This window comes from Thalassospira sp. MIT1004 (assembly GCF_001858545.1).
Taxonomy (GTDB): Bacteria; Pseudomonadota; Alphaproteobacteria; order Rhodospirillales; family Thalassospiraceae; genus Thalassospira; species Thalassospira xiamenensis.
The window spans coordinates 110,824-130,334 of sequence record NZ_MCAO01000033.1 but is presented as its reverse complement, the minus strand read 5'-3'; the positions used below and the strand labels follow the sequence as shown (position 1 = coordinate 130,334).

The window sequence follows — 19,511 nt, the reverse complement described above, 5'->3', positions numbered from 1 at the left end:
CGATTCCGGAAAGCAATTGTTACGCTACCGGATCGAGTCCTTTTTCTTTAAGCGCATCAATCGATTGTTGTTCGATGTCACGCAATTCATCCAAAGTGACGTCCAGTGCCTGGCGTTGATCTTCCAGGGCTTCTATCCGTTCCCGGACCCGGGTCAGCAACATCCTGATCTGTTCGGCCTGGGTGGGGTCTGCGCCATAAAGATCCAGATAATCTGCAATCTCTTTCAGCGTGAAACCCAGTCTTTTGCCCCGCAGGATGATCAGCATTCTGGCTCTGTCCTGCCGGGTGTAGATCCTTGTCGTGCCGGCACGTTGTGGTGCTACGAGACCTTTTTGTTCGTAAAACCGGATGGTGCGTGGCGTAACCCCCAGATTTTCGGCCAGTTCGGGAACGGTATAAAACCGGTCGTCAATTTTCGTCATTTGATCGCCCCTATGGTATATATTTTTATCTTTACGTCAATTAGTTTACGTTAACGTCACTTGGATTTTTTCCATTCTGTGTGACATGACGTTAACGTATTGAATTATTGTGCTTTTCCCTCGCGTTTCAGGCGCTCTTCCTCGACCAGTTCCTTCTTCGACAATTTGCCGACCATGGTTTTTGGAAGTTCTTCCCTGATCTCGATTTCACGTGGCATTTCGATTCTCGAAATCTTGTCATCAAGGAATGTTCGCAAATCTTCGGCGGTCACATCGGTGACATTGTCCTTCAGACGCACAAAGGCCTTGGGTGCCTGACCGCGATACTGATCGGGAACGCCGATAACCGTGACCTCGGCGATCTGTTCATGCAGATAAAGCGCTTCTTCGATGGCGCGCGGATAGACATTGTAACCGCTGCATAAAATAACGTCTTTAAGTCGATCAACCAGAAATATATATCCGTCCTGATCGGCATAACCCACATCGCCGGTCTTAAGCCAGCCATCGACAAAGGTTTCCCTGGTTGCGGTTTCGTTCTGCCAGTATCCCGGCATCACCTGCGGGCCGCGAACGCAAACCTCGCCCTTTTCCCCGGCAGGCATGATCTGATCGGACCGATCAAGCGACCTGATCTGGATATCGGAGCCGGGCAAGGGAATGCCGATTGATCCTTCCTTATTGACGCCTTTAACCGGATTGCATGTGCAGACCGGGCTTGCTTCGGTCAGGCCATAGCCTTCGACCAGTTTGGCACCGGTGATTTCTTCGAACCGGTGTTTGACTTCAACAGGAAGCGGCGCGCCGCCCGAAATGCAGCAACGGACCGAAGACAGGTCATGTTTGAGCGTTTCCGGCGAATTATTGATCGCCGTGTAGATCGTCGGCACACCGGGGAAGATCGTGACGTTTTTCTTGTCGAGTGCCTTTAACAACGCATCAAGTTCGAAGCGCGGCTGTAGAACAAGTTCCGCCCCGAGATTGATCGACGTGTTCAGTGCCACGGTCATTGCAAAGACGTGGAAAAATGGCAGCACACATAAAGTGACTTCATGGCCGGGATTTGCATCGGGCATCCAGCGTGTCAATTGATCGACATTGGCGCTGAGATTTCCGTGGGTCAGCATTGCCCCCTTGGGGCGACCGGTTGTACCACCGGTATATTGCAGCACGGCCAGATCGTTGACCGTTACGTCCGCAACGAAGTTTATGGGTTTGCAATCAGCCAGCCGCGAAAAAGGAATATGGCGCAAATCTTTGGGGATTTCGGCAAGTTCGCTGCGCTTGAACAGGCTGAAAAGAACGCTTTTGACCGGGGGAAGGATGTCGCTCATCTCGCAGACGACGATCCGCTTCAGGCAGGTTACATCCAGGCAATCGGCAACCTTGGAATAAATCTGCTTCAGGTTAAGCGTTACCATCAGGCGGCAACCGGAATCCTCGATCTGATAGGCGATCTCGCGCTTGGCATAAAGCGGGTTGAAATTGACAACGACGCCGCCGCATTTCAGCACGGCATAGTAGCAGATCACGTAATAAGGTGTGTTGGGCAGGCACAGCCCGACCTTGTCGCCTTTACGCACGCCGAGCTGATGAAAGCCTTCGGCGACGCGATCGATTTGTCTGGCAATGTCTTCGTAGTCGTAAATACGACCCAGGAAATCAAGACATGGGCGCTTGGCAAAACGCTTTGCCGCATCATCAAAAATCTCGTGAACCGGGCGCATACGCACTGGCGAGCTGATATCGACACCGTTTTGCAGGACAGGCGCGTCTTGGACGTTTATTTGGTTCATACGCGTTAACTCCATTACGTTAACGTCACTTTGCGGGCAAAAAAAACCGCCCGGTGCGGAATGGCAAACCGCCATCCCGCATCGAACAGTATAACCGATCAGAACTTGAAATTCGCCTGTAGAGCGATGATGTCGACGTGTGCGTCGTAATCTGCCGCGTAACTGCCAAGGAATGTATCCGTCTCGTCAACGCGTGCCGAGTTTGCGAAAACGTGGGTATATCCAAGGCTTACGGCCGCCCAGTCTGCAACCTTGTATGCGGCACCAAGTGAGACCCAATAACGGTCGGAATCAGGCAGTCTAACATTGCGATATTCGGTTTTTATTGGCGATTCATCAAAGGCGACGCCACCCGTAAAGGACCAGTTATCGTCATACTGGTATCTTGCGCCAAGTGATGCAAACCAGGCGCTACCCCACTTATATTCGTCAGAGGTTGAGCTTTGCGTTCCGGCTTGCGGACTGATGTCACCATCATAATTGAAGGTGAGCGTGTCGATGGAGTTCCAGTTGGTCCACTGGGCGTCTGCCATAACGGTCCACTGACTGCTCAGTTCCTGGGAGACGCCAAAGGTGATTGATTCTGGCGTGGCAACCTTTGCCGTCGCATTCCGGTCGGTATAACCAAGTGCGTTGGCGGCCGTATCAAAGTCAATTTTACCGTCAAGTTCGTGCTTGATTTCAGAGTTGTAGGAAAGACCGATTTTCGTACCATCAATCACTTCCCAGTTGATACCAGCGGCCCAGCCGGCATCCACTGAATCACCACTTACTTCACTGTTTCCTTCGCCCGCACCAGCAAGGTTTGGAACCGATCTAGCGAGCGACGCATCCATCTGCTGAATTTGAGGTCCAGCACCGATCGACAACCCGTTATCAAATCTGTAGGCAAGAACAGGCTTGATATTGATGGTCTGGATTTTGGAGGTTGTACCATAAAAGCGCCCTGCAAAATCAGGTTCATAGTCAGTGACCAGTCCCCATGGTGACGTAATTGAAACACCCAGATTTAACTGGTCATTTAGTTTCCAGACGGCATGAGCGTTAGGTACAAACGCGTCCTGTGCCATATCTTTATAGCTGCCGTTGTTGAAGGTTTGAGTGTTTGTGACAAGGCCTCCGGATGCCTCAATGTTTTTCGCTTTCGCGACAGGCATAATCAACGTGCCACCAACACTGTAGCTCGTTTCTTTGTATTGGCCGACTGTTCCGGGATTGTAGAACATGGTTGATGCATCGGTTGAGAGCGTCGACATGCCCGCAAAGCTGGAACCCTGTAATGTGCCGCTGGTTTCACGGACCTGGAAGCCTGATGCGTGGGCGCTGCCGCTTGCGGCAAGTGCGCAGATAAGTGCTGTTCCGGAAGCTGCCCCCCACAGGCAGCCTTTCTTGAATTTGGACGTCATGGGTTTCTCCCTGGATCATAACGGTTTTGGAATTTGCGCTTTTTGCGCCCGCTTTTATTTTTGAAGGTCTGTGGCATCGACCCGGATAAAGTCGATGTCGTAACCCTTTCTTTTGAAACTTGTTTTCAGAAGCCTGCCGTCGTCGCCATACCAGAGATCGCGTTGGACATCCCCGGTCATGGCATAGTGTGTGGCCGGTATTTCCCGGTTCTTGATGACAAGTGTTTCTGTCCCGGTTTTCCGGGTTGTTACAGCGTAAGGTTCGGCATTGATGACGCTGTAAAGACTTGTTTTCGCGGTGATATCCTCGCGCCAAAGCGTGAGGGGCCATGCACCGTCGCAGGCATCACGTTTCGCGATTCCCTTGCCGGCGACCTCATAGCAATCGCCGTCATATTCAGCCTTGTAGGTATATGGGGTGCCGTCATCATTTGTGTCGGTATCAACCGACATAAGCTGATCGTTCCGCCATTTTTCAAGGCGTGAATGGCCATATTGGAATTGAAGAAAAAGGACTGTCACATCGGTGCGTGTGGTGATGGCGGCGGTATAACCATCTTGCGTATCGGTGATTTCGACCGTTTCAAAGCCGATGGGTTCACCATCCTTCAAGACCTGGTAATTCAGCGTTTCGTCGGCATGCGCCGATGAAGTTGCACCAAGGCTTCCGATCAATCCGGCGGCCAAAGTGCAAAGAACGGTGCTTTTGATAAAGCTGTGCCGCATCCCTGTTCCCCTGACGATAGAAATCAATCCAGCATGGATGAAAGTTTTGCCGCGACTCCCATGGAGCCCTTGATCTTGAGCTTGCCCATTGTAAAGGCGAGCATCGGATCAAGTTTGCCGGCAATCATCTTTTCCAGATTGGCTTTCTTGATTTTCAGGATGCAGTCCGCGTCGCTCATATCGTCATCACTGATTTCCGGCTCGGGGCCGGTCGCATCAATGACGATATGTCCATCTTCGCCGCAATCAAAGGCAACCACGGCATTAAGGCCGCGCAATTGCGGAAGTTTCTGTTTTACGGATTCGAGGATATCCTCCACGAACGCCTCCCTGTGAAGCTGATTTTGTTTTTCTGTTTATGTCAGCACTGTAACGCAAAGTGACGTTAACGTAAAACAAATTACGATATGGATAGTTAGACTCCTATTAAGTCACTGATCTGGATAAATAATCGACCGCAAAATTGCGGTTCCAGACAGCAGAAAGGACCCGGAAGTTCCGGGTCCTTCAATATACAACTACGCGTATAGGTCGTATTTTCGGCAGGCGATATCAAGATACGATCTGCCAGCTTCCATCGGGTTGCATGCAGGCTGTGCCATAGCTTTGCTTCTGATTTCCGCCAATGACGGTTGTTGCCGTATATTCGCGGCAATAACGTCCCGCCGTATTTTGCCATGTCCGGGTTGGCGTCATATCAAACTGGCGTTGCGACTCCGGGTTGATCCAGTGGGCGGTCTGTCCGTCCGGAATTTGTTGAAGGGCATATCCCGTGCAGGCGACATCGGCCTGATCCAGGCTTTGCCCGACAGAGTACCCACCCAGCAGGCCAAGGATCGCACCGCCAATCATGGCAACGTCACGCCCGCTGCCTTTGCCGATTGTCGATCCGATAGCCGTTCCTGCGCCGCCGCCGATCAGTGCACCAATCACATCGCGGTTGCATCGCAGGAAATTCCCGTCTGATACGAACATGTCGGGTCGATATCCGCGGTCATAATCCCTGTGGTGGTGGTGTTTATCATTATGCTTTGCACGATGACCGTGCGCCGGTGCCCAGGGTGGCGGGTCGGCAAAGGCCATCGCCGGAATGGCAACCGGTGCGACGATGCCAATAGAGACCGCAGCGGCCATAATGCGTCGGGACCATTTCAAGCCTGTCACTTCCGGCGTTCCTCATTTTCATGAAGGATATAACCGGCACCGGTGCCAACGACCCCGCCAATTAAAGCCCCGCAGGAAATACATCCGCCCGTGACGGCTGTACCCACAACGCCAACACCGGCACCAATGGCGGCGCCGCTCAGCATTTTCTGATCCCTGTCACCCAAACCGCTACAGGCCGACAATCCCAGTGTGCTGGCAACGGCCAATGTAATAGCTACGTTTCGCATCTCTCGTGTCCTTCCCATTTTGTTTTATCGTGGTGGCATTCCGGGAAATGGATACGCCGCCGATCAGACAGTCTGATCGGGCAACAAGGAAGGCATCGGGCGGCTTTAAGGAGAGAGTGCGGCAGATAAGGTAAGAAAAAGGCATCGGGGAATGCCTTGATTCAGAACGCGTTTTCGCCTGTGATTGATGCGATTTTGAAACATCATTTGCGTTGAAACGGTTCAGACATCCCGCTAGCTTGATGGCGCGGCATTAGGCGCGATAAAAAAACTCAGAAAGACCAAGGGAAACGTCATGACATTTGCGGCCTGGTTGTCCGTTGCGACAATCTGCATCCTTGGCGCGATGACGCCCGGCCCCAGTCTGGCCGTTGTTTTGCGATATTCCGTCGGGCAATCACGTCAGGCGGGGTTTGCCTGTGCGGTGGCTCATGGATTGGGCGTCGGTTTTTATGCCGTCATCACCATGACCGGCCTTGGCATACTTTTCCAGACGGTTCCGGCATTTCGCAATATCGTCAGCGTCCTTGGCGCACTTTATCTGATCTATCTGGCGATCAGGGCCTGGCGTGCGGCAGGATCAGGCGCACGGTTCGAATCTGATCAGAATGGGCAGGTCGCCGATACAATGACGCAGGCAGCGCGTGATGGTTTCATGATCGCGTTTCTGAACCCGAAGATTGCGCTGTTTTTCCTTGCCCTGTTCAGTCAGTTCGTGTCCCCGGAATTTGAATGGGGCGGTAAATTCCTGCTGGCTTTCACCGCCGCGGGAATTGATGCTGCCTGGTACTGCCTTGTTGCTGTTGGCTTGTCGCATGGCGCGGTTTTGCCATGGCTGCGCGCACATTCGATGTGGATCGAACGCATCATCGCGGTATTGTTTGTCGTGATTGCGATGCGTGTTCTGATTGGCATTCTGCCGGTTTGATCGATCTTTCTGGTGCATGAATAACAAAGTTACTCAGGCTTTCCCCGCCACCACCTTCGCCGGAGTATTCCGATGACCCAAAATCAGGGCGGTGTTGCACCGTCTGAAGCTTCGCCCGCTGTGTCCCCAACGCAGCAGGATGGAAACACGCGATCAGCCGATCCCGCGGCACGCGGATTTCGTCACCTTGGTCCGCATATTGGCTTTCTGCTGGCGCTTTTGCTTTTGGCAGCGAACATGCGCGGCAGCATCGTTGCCATGGGGCCGCTTGCCGAGATTGTCGGTCTTGATCTGCAGCTTTCGGGCGTGCAGCTTGGGCTGTTGACGACCATACCGGTTCTTAGTTTCGGTGTGTTATCGATCTTTGCGCCGCGCCTTGGCCAGCGGTTCGGGTTGGAGGCAACCCTTCTGACCATGTTGCTGTTTATTGCGGTGGGGCAGGGACTTCGCGCGACCGGCAGTTATGGCATCATGATTGTTGGCACGATCATTCTGGGGTCGGCGATTGCCGTTTTAAACGTGCTGACCCCGTCGCTGGTGCGGCGCAGTTTCCCGACCCGTGTTGCTTTGATTACAGCGCTTTACACCTTTACAATGTCGACCGGTGCGACTGTTGCGGCATTCGTTGCAATTCCGATACGAAATGCGGCGGATGGTGATTGGCGTTATTCATTGGGGATCTGGGCGGTGTTTGCCGCCCTTGCCTTCCTGTTGTGGTTGCCAATGTTGCGTTATCGACATAAGGGCCCGGCACCCGTTTCTGTCACACAGGTTTCACTGTGGAAAAATGCCGAGGCATGGTGGCTTGCGCTGTTTTTCGGGTGCCAGTCGCTGATGTTTTATACCGGCACGGCCTGGGTCGCGAAGGTCTTCATCGATAGCGGCATTTCCGAGGGGGAGGCCGCAACCCTTCTGACGATCTTTAACGTGTTTGGCATTCCGGCGGCGTTTGCCGCACCGCTGATCTATTCGAAAATCGCCAACAAGAAACTGGCGATGGTCATTTTGCATGTTCCGTTGATGATCGGCATTCCGGGGTTTGTTTTTGCCACGACCGAGCTTCCCTATCTTTGGGCGTTCTGCATGGGGCTTGGCCAGGGGGCGATGATCAGCATCGCATTGACGCTGGTGGGTATCCGCGGGGCGGACCCGCAAACCTCGGCGCGATTGTCGGGGATGTGTCAGTCGGTTGGTTATTTGCTGGCCGCGGTCGGTCCGGTTTTGTTTGGAGCCCTGCATGACCTGCTTGGCAACTGGGAGGCGGCCTTGTCCTTCCTGTTCGTGATTGTGTGCATTCAGATGATTGCAGCCCTTCGTGCGGGATCTGCCAGCAAGATCGGTGGATAAGGTTTCAAGCTGTTCGGGTCTTTTTACGTGGCCGGCTATTCGGCGGCTTCGGCGAGTGGTGTGATATTGCGCGCTTCGTTTGCCAGTTGATCGAGTTTCTGCAGGACTTCACGGGTCGCAGTTTCCATGCGGGCGAAGGCCGTTTCCGCGGCAATAATATCGCGGTTCCTGAAGGCCGTGATTGCCGCATGACCGGCTTCGTGTTGTGCCAGATGCGGTGCCCGGATCGCGTCGAAAGACGGCAGATGGCGGAACGGTTTTGATGCCGGGCTGTCATACCATTTGCCAAACCGGCAGGTTTTGGCATCGCCCATCTGGATATCGGCACTGCTGCCCAGTCCGGCGAGCAATTCGGCAACGGATTTGAAGAACACGGCATGTTCGGCGCGGGCACTTCGTATGGTGCGGTTCGGAATTTCATACTGAACCAGTTCGGAAACCTGTGTTTCGATCAGGCCTTCGACCTGACCGATAACACCAATGGCCGAGCGGATTGCCGCAACCTGCCCGCCGGTTTGCCCTGCGATACCGGTAATGCCATCGCGGACGGCATCGGTTGCCTTGTTCTGTTCATCAAGGATGGTTGAAATATCGGCAATGCGGCGTGTGGTGTCTTCCATCTTGCTGCCGATGTCACCCATTTCGCGGGCAACATCATTCATCACATTCTGCCCGCGTGAGACGGCATCATTGCCGCGTGCCATGGCATCGACGATGCCCTGTGTTTCGCCTTGCAGGTTAACGATGCGGCTGCGGATTTCCTCGGTCGCGCGTGCGGTCTGCTGGCTAAGGGCCTTGACCTCGCCCGCGACGACGGCAAAACCCTTGCCGGCTTCGCCCGCGCGGGCGGCCTCGATTGTAGCGTTGAGCGCCAGAAGGTTGGTTTCGGCGGCAATTGCTTCGATGGAGGCGACAATCTCGCCGATTTTTTCCGATGCCTCGGCCAGGGCATCGACCCGGCCAGATGCGTCCGACACCGCATGTGCGATGTCATCCATGCTGCCGACAGCTTCCCTGACGGTTTGCTGGCCGTTGCGGGTGGCGGTGATGGCATCGGTCGCGTTATCGGCAGCAGCCCGGCCATTTTCGGCGATGTGACTGATGCCGGAAACCATCTGATCGATGGCAGCCGAAATCGATTGCGCCTTGCGATCAACGTCTTCGATGACATTCATCATGCGGGCATTGGATACGGCACTTTGATTGATCGCAACCGACAGTTCCATTGTGCGATCAAGCTGCTGATCGGCGAAGGCATTTTCCGATGCATTATGGCGTTTGACGGCACTGGCATCGCAATAGGCGGTCAGCGTCAGTTCGATATCGAGCAGCATGACTGATGTCAGCGAGGTGACGATGTTTGCCGCCTGACCGGCGTTCCAGCGAAAGCGGGTTATGATGGCCTCGATCAGGGCATCGGTGATCGCATTGTAGGTCGCGATGTAAAGCTTTGGGGTAATGCCGTGGGTTTCGTGGGTCTGGCCGATCCGGTTGGCCTGTTTGACGAAATTTTCGTCGACCTTGCCGTCAAACAACTGGGTCCAGTGGTTTTGAAGCGTTTTTATCAGGGATGTAATGGTGGCGTCTGAAAGGGGATCGGATTTCAGATCTTCGCTTTGGCTAATGGTCCGGTAAAATGTCTCGGCGCGTTGGGCCGATTTATCGTGGATCAGTCCTGATGCCTTGCGGAGGGCACCAAATGTTTCCGGCAGGATGTTGTAAATCGCCAGACGGTTTTCCAGTTGTGACACAACCATTTCCCTATACCCCAGTCATTCCCCGAAGGGCCACCCCTGTCTGAACATCCTGCAACGGATGCCCCTGCCTGACCGCCTGAATGGCGGCTCTTATACATATGGATGGGAACTTTAGGGGGCGTGGATTCAATCGGCAATAAAATTCGTTGTCGGGATATATCCGTTGAAGGATGTCATGCGGCGTTTGATTGTGCTGATTCCACCCTGCATGTCGCGATGATCCAGTCGCGGAAGGCCCGAACCGCAAAGTTGTTTTCCTTTTCTTCGGGGTAAACAACGTAATAGGCGTGCCGGTTGGGGATCGATACGTCAAACGGGGCGACAAGCCGCCCGTTATCAAGTTCTTCGCGCACCAGAAATTCCGGCAGAAGGGCCAGCCCCAGTCCGGCGACGGCGGCCTGGATGACCATATGGAAATGTTCAAACCTGGGACCGGCCAGTTCATCCACAACCGCAACACCGGTTGCGGCCAGCCAGTCCTGCCAGGCACGGGGACGGGTGGAATGTTGCAACAGGGTGCAATTGCGGACCCGTTCACGTGCAATCGGCAGATCGTCATTTTCCTTAAGGATTTTGGGCGCGCAAACCGCAATCAGGGTTTCGCCCATCAGGCGGTGAAACACGCAGCCGGGCATGTTGTCCTCGCCAAAATGGATGGCGATATCGATGCCTTCGCGGGTGAAGTTGAATTCGCGGGTCTGGGTGATCAGGTTAAGCTGGATATCGGGCCATGTGGTTTTGAAATCCCCCAGTCGCGGCACCAGCCAGCGCGCGCCAAAGGTCGGCAATGTGCCGACATTCAGCATCCCGCCCGCGTCGGAATAGGCCATGACCTGCAGGGTTGCGGCTTCTGCCCGGTCGAGAAGGTCGCGCACCTGCGCGGCATAGGCTTCGCCCGCCGCGGTCAGTTTCAGGCGCTTTTTCACCCGACGAAAAAGATCCCGGCCCAGATATTCCTCAAGTGCGCGGATCTGGCGGCTGATCGCGCTTTGCGTCACGTTCAGTTCCTCTGCCGCACGGGTAAAGCTGAGATGCCGGGCGGAGCTTTCGAAAAATTGCAGGGCAGTGAGGGACGGCAGGACGCGACGCATGTGTTTTGATCCCCAAGTTCATTACCAAATGGAATGATATGGTGCGAATATATCGTTTGTTAGAATTCCTGCCAAGTCTTAGCATTTCAATGGTTCGGAACCCCTCGTGCCACCACATGATCCTTCCGGACAGTAAAATTGATCGGGTAATTGATAATATTACGGAAGGAGAGGCAGAAATGCCCCAGCCAGTTAAATCCCCCTTGAACAGCCAGCTTGGCGCGGTGCTTAAGGCCGTTATTGGCGAGACAAAGGCCGATTATCTGTTTCGGATGATTGATGTGAATGACCGGCTTTTGGCCGATCCTGCGAATGAGGCCGGAAAAGTCAGCCGCCTGACGATGGCGCAGGCGCTTAACATGATCCTGTTTGATGGTCTTCTGGAAGCCGTTCCCGAAGGCAAAGCCTATTCCGAGGATAAACTGGCCGCGGGCGAGCCGATCATTTTCGATCATGGTGCCATTCGTACCGTCGATGGCCCGGCAACCGGCGCATTGCCGCGCGGTCATGTTGCCATGGCACGCATCCTTGCCCCGCTTGGGTTCGATATTGCCGGTCTTTACCCGTTGTCGCGTTTGAAAATGACGGGCCGGGCGTTTTGTCATGCAGATGAACCGGAACTGATCGCGCAGTTCTTTGTGTCCGAACTTCATGTCGAAGAATTCAGCCCTGCCTTTCAGCAGGCGGTTGCCAATACGGTTGGCAAATCGGTTGATCCGCTGTCGCCCGGTGCCAAGGTCCTGCTGGATCAACTGGCTGCTAACGGCAATATCGGCTTTGCCGATGCGACCAAGCTTCTGCCGGTTCTGGTCAAATGCTTTGGGGCGCAGCACGGCCCGGTAGCCGAGGCCGATTACGAAATACTGTTGGCTGAATCCGCCGAAATGGCGTGGATTTCAACCGAAGGCAATGCATTCAACCACGCAACGGATCGGGTTGACGATATCGAGGCGGTCGCCGACGAACAGCGCGCCAAAGGCCGCCCGATGAAGGAGAAGGTCGAGATTTCCAGCACCGGATCGGTGCGTCAGACCGCGTTCAAGGCAACCCGTGTTCTGCGTCAGATGCGTGATGCCAATGGCGATCTGGTGACCCGCGATGTGCCCGGTTCCTTCTATGAATTCATCAGCCGTGATCACGTGCGTGACGAGACGACCGGGGAGCAAAAACTGGATCTTCGATTTGACAGCAGCAATGCACAGGGCATCTTTAAGATGACCGCCGGAAGCAAGGCGGCATAAGGAAGCAAAAAGACCGGAATGCCGGAACGGGTTATACCGTTCCGGTTTCAAAACATTCTATCGGGTGATAGGCGATCATGGGTTCAATGGACGAAAATTATGATGTCATCATTGTTGGCGGGGCGGTTATCGGAAGCTCCGCCGCGTGGTTTTTGACCGGCCGGGATGATTTCAAGGGCCGGGTTCTGGTCATTGAAAAAGACCCGAATTATGAATTCTGTTCGACAACCCTGTCGGCGGCATCGATCCGTCAGCAGTTTTCGACCCCGATCAACATTGAAATGTCGGGTTTTGGCATTGAATTCCTGCGTAATCTGAAACGTGATCTTGATCCCGACGTCGATATTTCCTTCCATGAAAAGGGCTATCTGGTTCTGGCGACCGAGTCCGGCCGCGATATCCTGCGACATAACCACGCAACCCAGACCAAGCTGGGGGCTGATATCGTCTGGATGGAGCCCGATCAACTGGCCGCCAAATATCCGTGGATGAACACATCCGATCTGGCGGCGGCCTGCTGGGGCCGCACCGGGGAAGGCTGGTTTGATGCCTATTCCCTGATGCAATCCTTCCGCAAACAGGCCCGCCGTCAGGGGGCTGATTATATCGACGGCGAAGTCGTCGAAGTGCTGCGCGATGGCAATCAGGTCACGGGTGTGGTTCTGAAAGACGGACGGCGGTTTGGCTGCGGGGCGCTGATTAATGCAGCGGGAACCGGTGGGTCAAAAGTTGCCCGCATGGCGGGGCTTGAAATCCCGGTGGAGCCGCGCAAACGGTGTATCTTTGTGTTTGATTGCCGGGATGCGGCCGACATTAACGCGGCCTGTCCGATGCTGATTGATCCAAGTGGCCTTTATGTCCGTCCCGAAGGCGATCTTTTCATTACCGGCATTGCGCCGCCTGCGGATCGTGACCCGGAATGCTGGGATTTTGACGTCGATTACAGCCTGTTTGACGAAATTATCTGGCCGGGGCTTTACGAGCGGTGTGAACGGTTCGAGGCGATCAAGATGGTCAATGCCTGGGCCGGGCATTATTCCTATAACCTGCTTGATCAGAACGCGATCATCGGTCCGCATCCCGAGGTAAAGAACTTCTTCTTTGCCAATGGATTTTCGGGCCATGGATTGCAGCAAAGCCCGGCAGTTGGCCGTGGTCTTTCAGAACTGATCGTTGCGGGCCACTACCAAACACTTGATATGTCCGTGTTCGGATATGAGCGCATTCGTGACAATGCCCCGGTTCTGGAACTGAACGTGATTTAAATCGATTTCGAAACGAACGTTCGAAATCAATATCTTAACGATGAAAGCCGGAGCAACCCCACATGCCCCGTGACGATATGACCAACCAGACATCTGATGCCGTGATGGACGCCGCCACTGTCACGGCACGCCAGAAACACAGTGTTTCAAATGGTATTCGTACTCTGCACCCGATTTATCTGGATCGGGCGCTGAATGCCGAAGCCTGGGATATCGATGGCAATCGTTATATCGATTTCATCGGCGGGATCGGGGTATTGAATACCGGCCATCGCAATCCGGTCGTCATGGCCCGTGTGGCGGCGCAGTGCGAACGGTTTACCCATTCGTGCTTTAACGCGTTGCCCCATGAACCTTATGTCGCGGTAACCGATTGGCTGGCGCAAAACTGCCCGATTGAAGGTCCGGCAAAATCGATGCTAACCAATTCCGGGGCGGAGGCGATGGAAAATGCCCTGAAACTTGCCCGTGCCTTTACCGGCCGGACCGGTGTTATTGCTTTCGAAGGCGCGTTTCATGGCCGAACGCTTGCGACCCTTGCGCTGACGGGTAAAACCAAACCCTACAAGACCGGATTGGGGCCGCTTCCGGGGCCGGTTTACCATTTGCCATATCCCTGCCGTGAAACCGGTGTATCAGTGGCCGATGCAATGGATGCCATCGCCAGATTGTTTGCCTTATCGGTTGACCCCGGAAGCATCGGTGCCGTGGTGATCGAACCTGTGCAGGGCGAGGGCGGTTTTCGGGCGTGCGACGCGGCCTTTCTTGTCGAACTGCGCCGTCTTTGTGATGCCAATGGCATGGTTCTGATCGCTGATGAAATCCAGTCGGGCTTTGGCCGGACGGGTAAGATGTTTGCCATCGAACATGCCAATGTCTGCCCCGATATTATCGTGATGGGCAAGGGTATTGGCGGTGGTTTTCCGCTGGCGGCGATCACGGGGGCCGAAGATGTGATGAATGCCCTGATGCCCGGTGGCCTGGGTGGGACTTATTCCGGTAATCCGGTGGCCTGTGCGGCGGCGACCGGTGTGTTTGAAGTGCTGGAAAAAGACGATATTTTGCACCGTTCCAGGCAGCTTGGCGAAAAATATGCCACCCATATTGCCTGGCTGCGCGATTTGCCCGGTGGGCATGTGATCGGTGCGATGCGCGGTATTGGTGCGATGCGCGCCTTTGAACTGATTGCAGATGACGGCACCCCGTCGCCAAAACGACTGCAAACATTATTGCAACTGGCCCGTGCGAGCGGGCTATTGTTGATGCCAAGTGGTGAACACGCCAATGTGGTGCGCCTTCTGGCCCCGCTGACCATTCCGTTCGAACAGGTCGATGAAGCCTTTGCCATCATCGGCAAGGTGTTGCCAAAACTGGCAGCGGTGTCGGATGCGGATGACCGGTCGTGATTGCCGTAAAACTCAAAAAGAAGGGAGCTTAACCGTGAGTTTCAAAAACATTCTGACTGAACTGGGCCTGTCCGAGGCCGAGATTTCCAATGGTACGCTTAAGGTTCAGACCCCGGTTGACGGTTCTGAAATTGCGGCTGTTGCCGAAACCGATCCGTCGGAAATGAACGACATCATTGCGCGTTCGAAAAAGGCATTTACCCAGTGGCGTCAGGTGCCCGGCCCGCGTCGCGGTGAACTGGCCCGTCTTCTGGGTGAAGAACTGCGCGCAGCCAAGGAACCGCTGGGGCGTCTGGTGTCGCTGGAATGCGGCAAGATCTATCAGGAAGGTCTTGGCGAAGTTCAGGAAATGATCGATATCTGCGATTTCGCCGTCGGCCTGTCCCGTCAGCTTTACGGTTTGACCATCGCGTCCGAACGTCCGGGCCATAAAATGATGGAAAACTGGCACCCGTTGGGTGTTGTTGGCGTCATTTCCGCGTTTAACTTCCCGGTTGCCGTCTGGTCATGGAACACAGCCCTTGCATTGGTTTGCGGCAACTCGGTGATCTGGAAACCGTCGGAAAAAACCCCGGTTGTGGCGCTTGCCTGCCAGAAAATCTTTGAAAAGGCATTGGCGAAATTCGGTGATGCCCCCGAAGGCCTGCATCAGGTGGTGATCGGTGATCGCAGCATTGGCGAAGCCCTTACCGACAGCCATGATGTCGCACTTGTTTCGGCAACCGGTTCAACCCGTATGGGCCGCGAAGTTGCACCGCGTGTGGCGGAACGTTTTGGCCGGACCATCCTGGAACTGGGGGGCAACAATGCGATGATCGTGACCCCGTCTGCCGACCTTGATATGACCGTGCGCGCGGTGGTCTTCTCGGCGGTTGGGACATGTGGTCAGCGTTGCACATCCTTGCGTCGCGTGATTGTCCACAAAGACGTCAAAGACGAATTGCTGCCGAAAATCGTTGCTGCCTACAAGTCTGTCAAAATCGGTGATCCGCTTGCCGATGGCACGCTTGTCGGTCCGCTGATTGACGAGGACAGCTTTAACAACATGCAGACCGCGCTTTCCAATGCCAAGAAAGACGGCGGTAAAGTGCATGGCGGTGAACGCGTGTTGGCCGATCAGTATCCGAATGCCTATTACGTCACCCCGGCGGTTGTCGAAATGCCGTCGCAGACCGAAACCGTGCGCCACGAGACCTTTGCGCCGATCCTGTATGTCATGACCTATGAAACGCTTGAAGAAGCCATTGCGCTTCAGAACGGTGTGCCACAGGGCCTGTCATCCTGCATATTCTCGACCGATCTGCGTGAAACCGAACTGTTCCTGTCAGCCGTTGGTTCGGATTGCGGTATCGCCAACGTCAATATCGGCCCGTCGGGTGCGGAAATCGGCGGTGCTTTTGGCGGCGAAAAAGAAACCGGTGGCGGTCGTGAATCGGGTTCGGACGCATGGAAAGGCTATATGCGCCGTGCGACCAACACGATCAACTATTCCCGCGAACTGCCGCTGGCGCAGGGTATCAAGTTCGATATCTGATCTCGTCGGATAATTTACGATGATAAAAGGAGTCCCGCTGAGTGCTTGCAGGGCTCCTTTTTCATATTTTCCGCTGTGTTACTGTTGGTCGGCAATAGTCCAGGAGAAGTCAGTTTTCATGACGCCTTTGAACTCTGATCCGCCAAAATCAATCAGTTTGTCATAGTTTGACGGATAGCTGGGCGGGTTTTCTGTGCCTTGTGCCGCAACATTGGCAGAGCCATGACAGCTTACGCAGTTTGACTGGATACCATCGGGGATTCCGGGGCTTGTTTCCAGATACGGGTTATAGCAAAGGTTCATGGTTGCACCGCGATCATAGCTTTGATCATAGGCAGTACACATTGCATAGCTTGACCAAGGCGCGCCGAGTGAAGATGGTTGACCCTCAAGGCTGCCTGGACTGTTGGTTTCAAAAGACGGATCCCCCTGCCAGTAGAATGTCTGCCAGGTCCAGGAATCGGTTTCCTTGCTGTTGACATGCATAGCCATAAGCGCACCGAAGTCGCCTGCCTTAATGTCTGGTTGTCCTTCGAATGCGGCTGCTTCCAGTGCGGTCAGGCTTTGCACAAACACCATACCAATCGGAGCATAAAGATAGCTTGCGCATTGCAAGCCCGGTGCGGCATAGGCACCATTTTGTTCATTTGCCGTGGCTACGCGCATACCGGTTGTCGCTGTATTTTCTGCATCAATGATGACACAGGTTTTCCATGTTTCCGGTACGGGATTGGTTGTATTTGTTGTGGCCGATGAACTGGTTCCCTGCCAATAGGGCATGATGGATGTGCCCTTGCTTTTCAGGGCGTAATATACCGGTTTGGTCTCTATCGCTCGGGCATCGAAGTCGAGAATCGCTTTTGCTCCAGGGGAATAGCTGGCCGGGAAATCGTTGGCATAATTGTCAATGTTGGCTTTACCCAGAATGGAATAAATGCCTTGTCCAAAGGGCACAATCTGAGGTGTATTCGCCGAAATTACCCAGGTTCTGTTAAATCGTTCTGTCTCCAATGTATACACAATCTCGGGGGCGGCGGCAGTGTCGGCTTTGGCTTTTACTTCTGCCTTTTTTAGGTGTTTGAATTGCTTTGGTCGGCGCATGGCGGTTTCTTGCGAGAGTTCAAATAGTAATTCGCTAGCACCTGATTTGGAGAATATCGGTTTTAGCGCCTGCGTTTGGTCCGGCCAGGTGGTCCAGATTGGAACTTCGATTTCTGCAATCGTCGCGCCACCGGAACTAATGCCCGTCATTTGCGTCATCCCATTCCATAAATCCCATCCATGATCGCGGATGTTTTTTAATCCGGCAGCTGAGACGGTTGTGTCGCTTGATCCTGCATTTGTTATCCATTGCTGGATGACGTATCCAGGTGTTGGAAAATTAAAACCGGCTGGAATTACTGCAAGGGTAGGGTTTTTAGTTTGAGCGGTTGCCTGGCTCAGCATCCCGGTATTTGTGAATGCTAGAATGATTGTTACGGTGGCAGCTTCACGCAACTTTTTGAATTTTATAGGCATGGCTGATCCCTCTAAGGCGTTTATCGGGATTTAAATATAATCATAGGTTGAATAATGATCAACTAATATATAAAGGTAGATTTATGACAAAGGACGGGCTTGGTTTCCTGCTAGCAGGAGGTCCTTCATCCGTTTGACGGAGCATATTATATTGGTACTGAGGTGACCAATATACCGAGTGTGCTTGGAAAGTGACCAAAAGCTTGATGTTTGGCTCATAAAAAAAGCGGCCCGCATCAGGGCCGCTTTTAAATTCAATCTCAAAGCTTTGGGTCTAATCAGCCAGCTTTGGAGAAACGTTCTGCAACATATTCCCAGTTCACCAGGTCGTTGATGAACGCTTTGACATAGTCCGGGCGCGCGTTGCGGTAATCGATGTAGTAGGAGTGTTCCCAGACATCGCAACCGAGCAGCGGGGTCTGACCGTGAACCAGCGGGTTTTCCGCGTTCGGGGTTTTGGTCACGACCAGCTTGCCGGATTTATCAAGTGCCAGCCAGCACCAGCCCGAACCGAACTGGGTCACGCCAGCCTGAATGAAGGCTTCCTTGAAGGCATCGACAGAGCCGAAATCTTCAACGATTTTCTTTTCCAGTTCGCCCGGAATGTTGCCGCCGCCATTTTTCTTCATCATCTGCCAGAACTCGATATGGTTCCAGTGCTGGGCAGCGTTGTTGAACAGGCCGGCTTTGGATGCATCGCCATAGGATGCAACAACGATTTCTTCGAGCGACTTGCCTTCAAGGCCGGAACCTTCGAGCAGCTTGTTGCCGTTCACAACATAGGCGTTGTGGTGTTTGTCATGGTGAAACTCAAGGGTTTCAGCCGACATGACCGGTGCAAGCGCGTCATAGGCATAGGGGAGTGCAGGGAGTTCAAGAGCCATGATACAGATCCTCGACTTTCGTTATTGGTTTGTGCGGTCAGCACAGGGCTTCCGCAACATATCCCCATTACCACCTGCCGTAAAAGTGAAAATCCCATGCAACCTGTTGGAAAACTTGTTGCTATGGATGATCACTGTCTTTTGGCTGGTTTGGAAACGGGCATGATGGAAAACCTCGTGGTCTTAATCCTCGGCCTTTATCTAGGACAAAGGAAGCAGCGCGCAATGCCTTGGACGGCTTTGCGATATTTCATACCCTTTAAACAAGCTGAGGCGCGCATCGTTCCATGGATGCGAAAATATTTTGAATTCTGCGAATGTCTGCCCGACAGGCTTCTGTTATCGGGCGTCATGTACCCCGAGCCGGATAACCGGTCAGCCCGCTATTCCTTATAAAGGCTGACCATGTTCTGAATATCGGTGCCATTGCGGATCATCACGTCATATTCCCCCTTTTGCAGGCGGGAAATATCGATACGGCACGGAAAAGAGCCGCAATCTTTGTTCAGCGCAATCGATCCGTCCTGAAAGGACAGGATGACTTCGCCTTTCGGCTGATCAGCATGGATGGTGACACTGTCGGTGGTCGCTTTCGGTGCGACGCGGATTGCAGCCAGTGCGGCTGTCGTCACTGTCAAAACTCCGACGAGGGCGATTACAACCGGCTTGCTGCGCAAAGATCTAAACATGTTGTTTCCTCGCGCTTCTTTTTGGTGAAGTAAAGATGCGCGGTGAAGACGGGAAAATGGCGGCGCAAATGCGGCATTTCCGTGCCGAATGTTTCGATTTTCCAT

General features: G+C 53.8%; 19 protein-coding genes. 7 read left to right on the top strand and 12 right to left on the bottom strand.

What is annotated here, in order from left to right; genetic code table 11:
- Nucleotides 1–19: 19 nt before the first annotated feature.
- From BC440_RS12135 to BC440_RS12105, 7 genes are all read right to left on the bottom strand, one after another.
- Nucleotides 20–424 carry a MerR family DNA-binding transcriptional regulator gene (locus tag BC440_RS12135; protein WP_062950364.1) on the bottom strand — a complete coding sequence of 135 codons (405 nt, stop codon included), beginning with the start codon at nucleotides 422–424 and terminating at the stop codon, nucleotides 20–22.
- Nucleotides 425–528: 104 nt separating this feature from the next.
- The gene (locus BC440_RS12130) at nucleotides 529–2,220 is read right to left on the bottom strand and encodes a long-chain fatty acid--CoA ligase (RefSeq protein WP_063092422.1); all 1,692 of its coding nucleotides are present in this window, start codon (nucleotides 2,218–2,220) and stop codon (nucleotides 529–531) included.
- 98 nt (nucleotides 2,221–2,318) lie between these two features.
- Entirely contained in the window at nucleotides 2,319–3,626 is a 1,308-nt protein-coding gene (locus BC440_RS12125) for an OmpP1/FadL family transporter (protein ID WP_063092423.1), read from the bottom strand.
- A 54-nt stretch (nucleotides 3,627–3,680) separates the two neighbouring features.
- A complete protein-coding gene (locus BC440_RS12120; protein WP_063092424.1) occupies nucleotides 3,681–4,352 on the bottom strand; it encodes a DUF6134 family protein in 672 nt (223 codons plus the stop codon).
- Between the two features lie 23 nt (nucleotides 4,353–4,375).
- Nucleotides 4,376–4,672 carry an SCP2 sterol-binding domain-containing protein gene (locus tag BC440_RS12115; protein ID WP_063092425.1) on the bottom strand — a complete coding sequence of 99 codons (297 nt, stop codon included), beginning with the start codon at nucleotides 4,670–4,672 and terminating at the stop codon, nucleotides 4,376–4,378.
- Nucleotides 4,673–4,904: 232 nt separating this feature from the next.
- Entirely contained in the window at nucleotides 4,905–5,516 is a 612-nt protein-coding gene (locus tag BC440_RS12110; RefSeq protein ID WP_063092426.1) for an RT0821/Lpp0805 family surface protein, read from the bottom strand.
- Complete coding sequence (locus BC440_RS12105) at nucleotides 5,513–5,746, bottom strand: glycine zipper domain-containing protein (RefSeq protein ID WP_040060230.1); 234 nt, start codon at nucleotides 5,744–5,746, stop codon at nucleotides 5,513–5,515. Before BC440_RS12105 ends, BC440_RS12110 begins: the two co-directional genes overlap by 4 nt.
- A 295-nt stretch (nucleotides 5,747–6,041) precedes the next feature.
- Between BC440_RS12105 and BC440_RS12100 the strand changes: the two genes are divergently transcribed.
- Together BC440_RS12100 and BC440_RS12095 are read left to right on the top strand one after the other, a co-directional pair.
- A complete protein-coding gene (locus BC440_RS12100; RefSeq protein WP_063092427.1) occupies nucleotides 6,042–6,674 on the top strand; it encodes a LysE family translocator in 633 nt (210 codons plus the stop codon).
- A gap of 72 nt (nucleotides 6,675–6,746) precedes the next feature.
- Nucleotides 6,747–8,021 carry an MFS transporter gene (locus tag BC440_RS12095; protein ID WP_063092428.1) on the top strand — a complete coding sequence of 425 codons (1,275 nt, stop codon included), beginning with the start codon at nucleotides 6,747–6,749 and terminating at the stop codon, nucleotides 8,019–8,021.
- Nucleotides 8,022–8,056: 35 nt separating this feature from the next.
- On the opposite strand, the gene BC440_RS12090 is transcribed toward BC440_RS12095, so the two are convergent.
- Nucleotides 8,057–9,778: a methyl-accepting chemotaxis protein gene (locus tag BC440_RS12090; RefSeq protein ID WP_063092429.1), complete on the bottom strand. Its 1,722-nt coding sequence runs from the start codon at nucleotides 9,776–9,778 to the stop codon at nucleotides 8,057–8,059.
- A gap of 173 nt (nucleotides 9,779–9,951) precedes the next feature.
- Nucleotides 9,952–10,869 carry a transcriptional regulator GcvA gene (gene gcvA / locus BC440_RS12085; RefSeq protein ID WP_063092430.1) on the bottom strand — a complete coding sequence of 306 codons (918 nt, stop codon included), beginning with the start codon at nucleotides 10,867–10,869 and terminating at the stop codon, nucleotides 9,952–9,954.
- Between the two features lie 179 nt (nucleotides 10,870–11,048).
- Here gcvA and BC440_RS12080 point away from each other — a divergent pair, with 179 nt between their 5' ends.
- The 4 genes from BC440_RS12080 to BC440_RS12065 all read left to right on the top strand — a co-directional run bounded on the left by BC440_RS12080 (nucleotide 11,049) and on the right by BC440_RS12065 (nucleotide 16,315).
- Complete coding sequence (locus BC440_RS12080) at nucleotides 11,049–12,110, top strand: DUF1338 domain-containing protein (RefSeq protein ID WP_063092431.1); 1,062 nt, start codon at nucleotides 11,049–11,051, stop codon at nucleotides 12,108–12,110.
- Nucleotides 12,111–12,187: 77 nt separating this feature from the next.
- Nucleotides 12,188–13,375: an FAD-binding oxidoreductase gene (locus BC440_RS12075; protein WP_063092432.1), complete on the top strand. Its 1,188-nt coding sequence runs from the start codon at nucleotides 12,188–12,190 to the stop codon at nucleotides 13,373–13,375.
- Nucleotides 13,376–13,437: 62 nt separating this feature from the next.
- Nucleotides 13,438–14,781, top strand: a complete 1,344-nt coding sequence (locus BC440_RS12070; RefSeq protein ID WP_082822557.1) for an aspartate aminotransferase family protein — start codon at nucleotides 13,438–13,440, stop codon at nucleotides 14,779–14,781.
- Nucleotides 14,782–14,815: 34 nt separating this feature from the next.
- Nucleotides 14,816–16,315, top strand: coding sequence for an aldehyde dehydrogenase family protein (locus tag BC440_RS12065; RefSeq protein ID WP_110252385.1), 1,500 nt, complete (start codon nucleotides 14,816–14,818; stop codon nucleotides 16,313–16,315).
- A 78-nt stretch (nucleotides 16,316–16,393) separates the two neighbouring features.
- On the opposite strand, the gene BC440_RS12060 is transcribed toward BC440_RS12065, so the two are convergent.
- Together BC440_RS12060 and BC440_RS12055 are read right to left on the bottom strand one after the other, a co-directional pair.
- Nucleotides 16,394–17,833: a hypothetical protein gene (locus BC440_RS12060; RefSeq protein ID WP_139189986.1), complete on the bottom strand. Its 1,440-nt coding sequence runs from the start codon at nucleotides 17,831–17,833 to the stop codon at nucleotides 16,394–16,396.
- A 278-nt stretch (nucleotides 17,834–18,111) separates the two neighbouring features.
- Nucleotides 18,112–18,720: a superoxide dismutase gene (locus BC440_RS12055; protein WP_331710470.1), complete on the bottom strand. Its 609-nt coding sequence runs from the start codon at nucleotides 18,718–18,720 to the stop codon at nucleotides 18,112–18,114.
- Nucleotides 18,721–18,813: 93 nt separating this feature from the next.
- Between BC440_RS12055 and BC440_RS12050 the strand changes: the two genes are divergently transcribed.
- A complete protein-coding gene (locus BC440_RS12050) occupies nucleotides 18,814–19,113 on the top strand; it encodes a hypothetical protein (protein WP_063092434.1) in 300 nt (99 codons plus the stop codon).
- Here the strand turns inward: BC440_RS12050 and BC440_RS12045 are convergent.
- Nucleotides 19,101–19,406 (bottom strand): hypothetical protein, encoded by a 306-nt coding sequence (locus tag BC440_RS12045; protein WP_051682147.1) that lies wholly within the window; start codon nucleotides 19,404–19,406, stop codon nucleotides 19,101–19,103. The genes BC440_RS12050 and BC440_RS12045 overlap by 13 nt on opposite strands.
- Nucleotides 19,407–19,511 lie beyond the last annotated feature (105 nt).

Bases quoted from the DNA above. Each gene is read 5' to 3' on its own strand.
- BC440_RS12135 (WP_062950364.1), bottom strand. From the start codon at position 424: ATGACGAAAATTGACGACCGGTTTTATACCGTTCCCGAACTGGCCGAA.
- BC440_RS12130 (WP_063092422.1), bottom strand. From the start codon at position 2,220: ATGAACCAAATAAACGTCCAAGACGCGCCTGTCCTGCAAAACGGTGTC.
- BC440_RS12125 (WP_063092423.1), bottom strand. From the start codon at position 3,626: ATGACGTCCAAATTCAAGAAAGGCTGCCTGTGGGGGGCAGCTTCCGGA.
- BC440_RS12120 (WP_063092424.1), bottom strand. From the start codon at position 4,352: ATGCGGCACAGCTTTATCAAAAGCACCGTTCTTTGCACTTTGGCCGCC.
- BC440_RS12105 (WP_040060230.1), bottom strand. From the start codon at position 5,746: ATGCGAAACGTAGCTATTACATTGGCCGTTGCCAGCACACTGGGATTG.
- BC440_RS12100 (WP_063092427.1), top strand. From the start codon at position 6,042: ATGACATTTGCGGCCTGGTTGTCCGTTGCGACAATCTGCATCCTTGGC.
- BC440_RS12095 (WP_063092428.1), top strand. From the start codon at position 6,747: ATGACCCAAAATCAGGGCGGTGTTGCACCGTCTGAAGCTTCGCCCGCT.
- BC440_RS12090 (WP_063092429.1), bottom strand. From the start codon at position 9,778: ATGGTTGTGTCACAACTGGAAAACCGTCTGGCGATTTACAACATCCTG.
- gcvA (WP_063092430.1), bottom strand. From the start codon at position 10,869: ATGCGTCGCGTCCTGCCGTCCCTCACTGCCCTGCAATTTTTCGAAAGC.
- BC440_RS12080 (WP_063092431.1), top strand. From the start codon at position 11,049: ATGCCCCAGCCAGTTAAATCCCCCTTGAACAGCCAGCTTGGCGCGGTG.
- BC440_RS12075 (WP_063092432.1), top strand. From the start codon at position 12,188: ATGGGTTCAATGGACGAAAATTATGATGTCATCATTGTTGGCGGGGCG.
- BC440_RS12070 (WP_082822557.1), top strand. From the start codon at position 13,438: ATGCCCCGTGACGATATGACCAACCAGACATCTGATGCCGTGATGGAC.
- BC440_RS12060 (WP_139189986.1), bottom strand. From the start codon at position 17,833: ATGCCTATAAAATTCAAAAAGTTGCGTGAAGCTGCCACCGTAACAATC.
- BC440_RS12050 (WP_063092434.1), top strand. From the start codon at position 18,814: ATGCAACCTGTTGGAAAACTTGTTGCTATGGATGATCACTGTCTTTTG.
- BC440_RS12045 (WP_051682147.1), bottom strand. From the start codon at position 19,406: ATGTTTAGATCTTTGCGCAGCAAGCCGGTTGTAATCGCCCTCGTCGGA.